Source organism: Pseudomonas sp. KSR10 (assembly GCF_022355455.1).
GTDB classification, from domain to species: domain Bacteria; phylum Pseudomonadota; class Gammaproteobacteria; order Pseudomonadales; family Pseudomonadaceae; genus Stutzerimonas; species Stutzerimonas stutzeri_E.
This window is the reverse complement of the sequence record NZ_JAKOEN010000010.1, coordinates 2202-3273: the sequence shown is the minus strand read 5'-3', so window position 1 is coordinate 3273 and position 1072 is coordinate 2202. Positions and strand designations below refer to the sequence as shown.

The following is a 1072-nucleotide window of genomic DNA, read 5'->3' as shown; positions in this document are numbered from 1 at the left end:
CATGCGGGCAGTTCCTCGACGATATCGGGCATTGCCTCGGGTTCCGGCTCAGGATCGAATGGCAGCAGAATCGGGCCGTCTTCCGTGACCGTCACGGGCTTAGGGAAGGCGACCCCCTGCGATGGATTGGGGCCAACCGGGAGAATTAGTGTCAGATGCAACTCGCCGCCGATTCGCTCGACAGCCCCGGGGCGTTCAAACCAGATACTGTCGATTGCGTCAGTCGGCAGCGTGCCGCCCTCGGGCAGCGCGGAGAAATCGAACGCCTCGCCGTTGAGGATTAGCACGTCGCCAGCAAGGGAGGCGGACAGGGGCGCAGCCCGGAGCTGGGGGGATAGATTGATAATCATGGGTTACTCCTTAGAGCCAACGGCCGATAGCCGTTTGCCGCTGTATGCTTCCGGATTGGGACACAGAGCCAGTGTTTATCACTCCAAATACGGCAGCTGTAGCCGTCAGGTTATGGAGCCATGACTGCCAACCAGACGTTGCGAAATCAGCACCGCTGGCAGATTCATGCGTATGAAACGCCTGCAGGCCTGTTGTAGTCGCAAAGGGTGCGGGGAAGGTCCATCCGCGACTCAGCCGCAGGCCCGCACTCCACGCGCCTATTCCCCCCACAGCTACGGTGCAGATCTGCGTCCCATCGGCCCATCTGACGTACTCCCCATTGGCATTGCTGCCGCGCTCGATGATCGCGCCCGTGGGCACGCCGCTGGATTGGGCGACGGTGCCGAGGATGTTGCCGCGCCTGAATGCCTTGTCCGGTGTGAGCGTGGCCGGTACCCGCGCTATATTAAGCAGGCCAGCAGTCAGGTTTGCCGCGTCGTTGGCGCCGAGCGCTTCGCGGGCCGCTGCTGCCGTTGCAGACGTAGCCCAAGGCTGAATAGCTGCCAATACCGAGCCGTACTGATCGACGAACTGCCGGAGCCGGTCGGCAGACTCCTTCACATAGCCTTGCATCGGCGCGATCGCATAGACCTGGCCGCTCGCCGTTGCGCCCTGATAGTTCGGCTTGATCGACAGCACCGTGGCGCTGGCGATGTTTGTCACTTCGTACCAGCGACCGTCT

2 protein-coding genes are annotated in these 1072 nt (G+C 62.2%); both read right to left on the bottom strand.

Annotated features, from left to right (window positions below):
- A partial coding sequence (locus MCB86_RS03770) for a hypothetical protein (protein WP_239609881.1) occupies positions 1-350 on the bottom strand: 350 nt, incomplete at its 3' end.
- A 10-nt stretch (positions 351-360) separates the two neighbouring features.
- The coding region (locus MCB86_RS03765; protein WP_239609879.1) for a hypothetical protein at positions 361-1072 on the bottom strand (712 nt) is incomplete at its 5' end.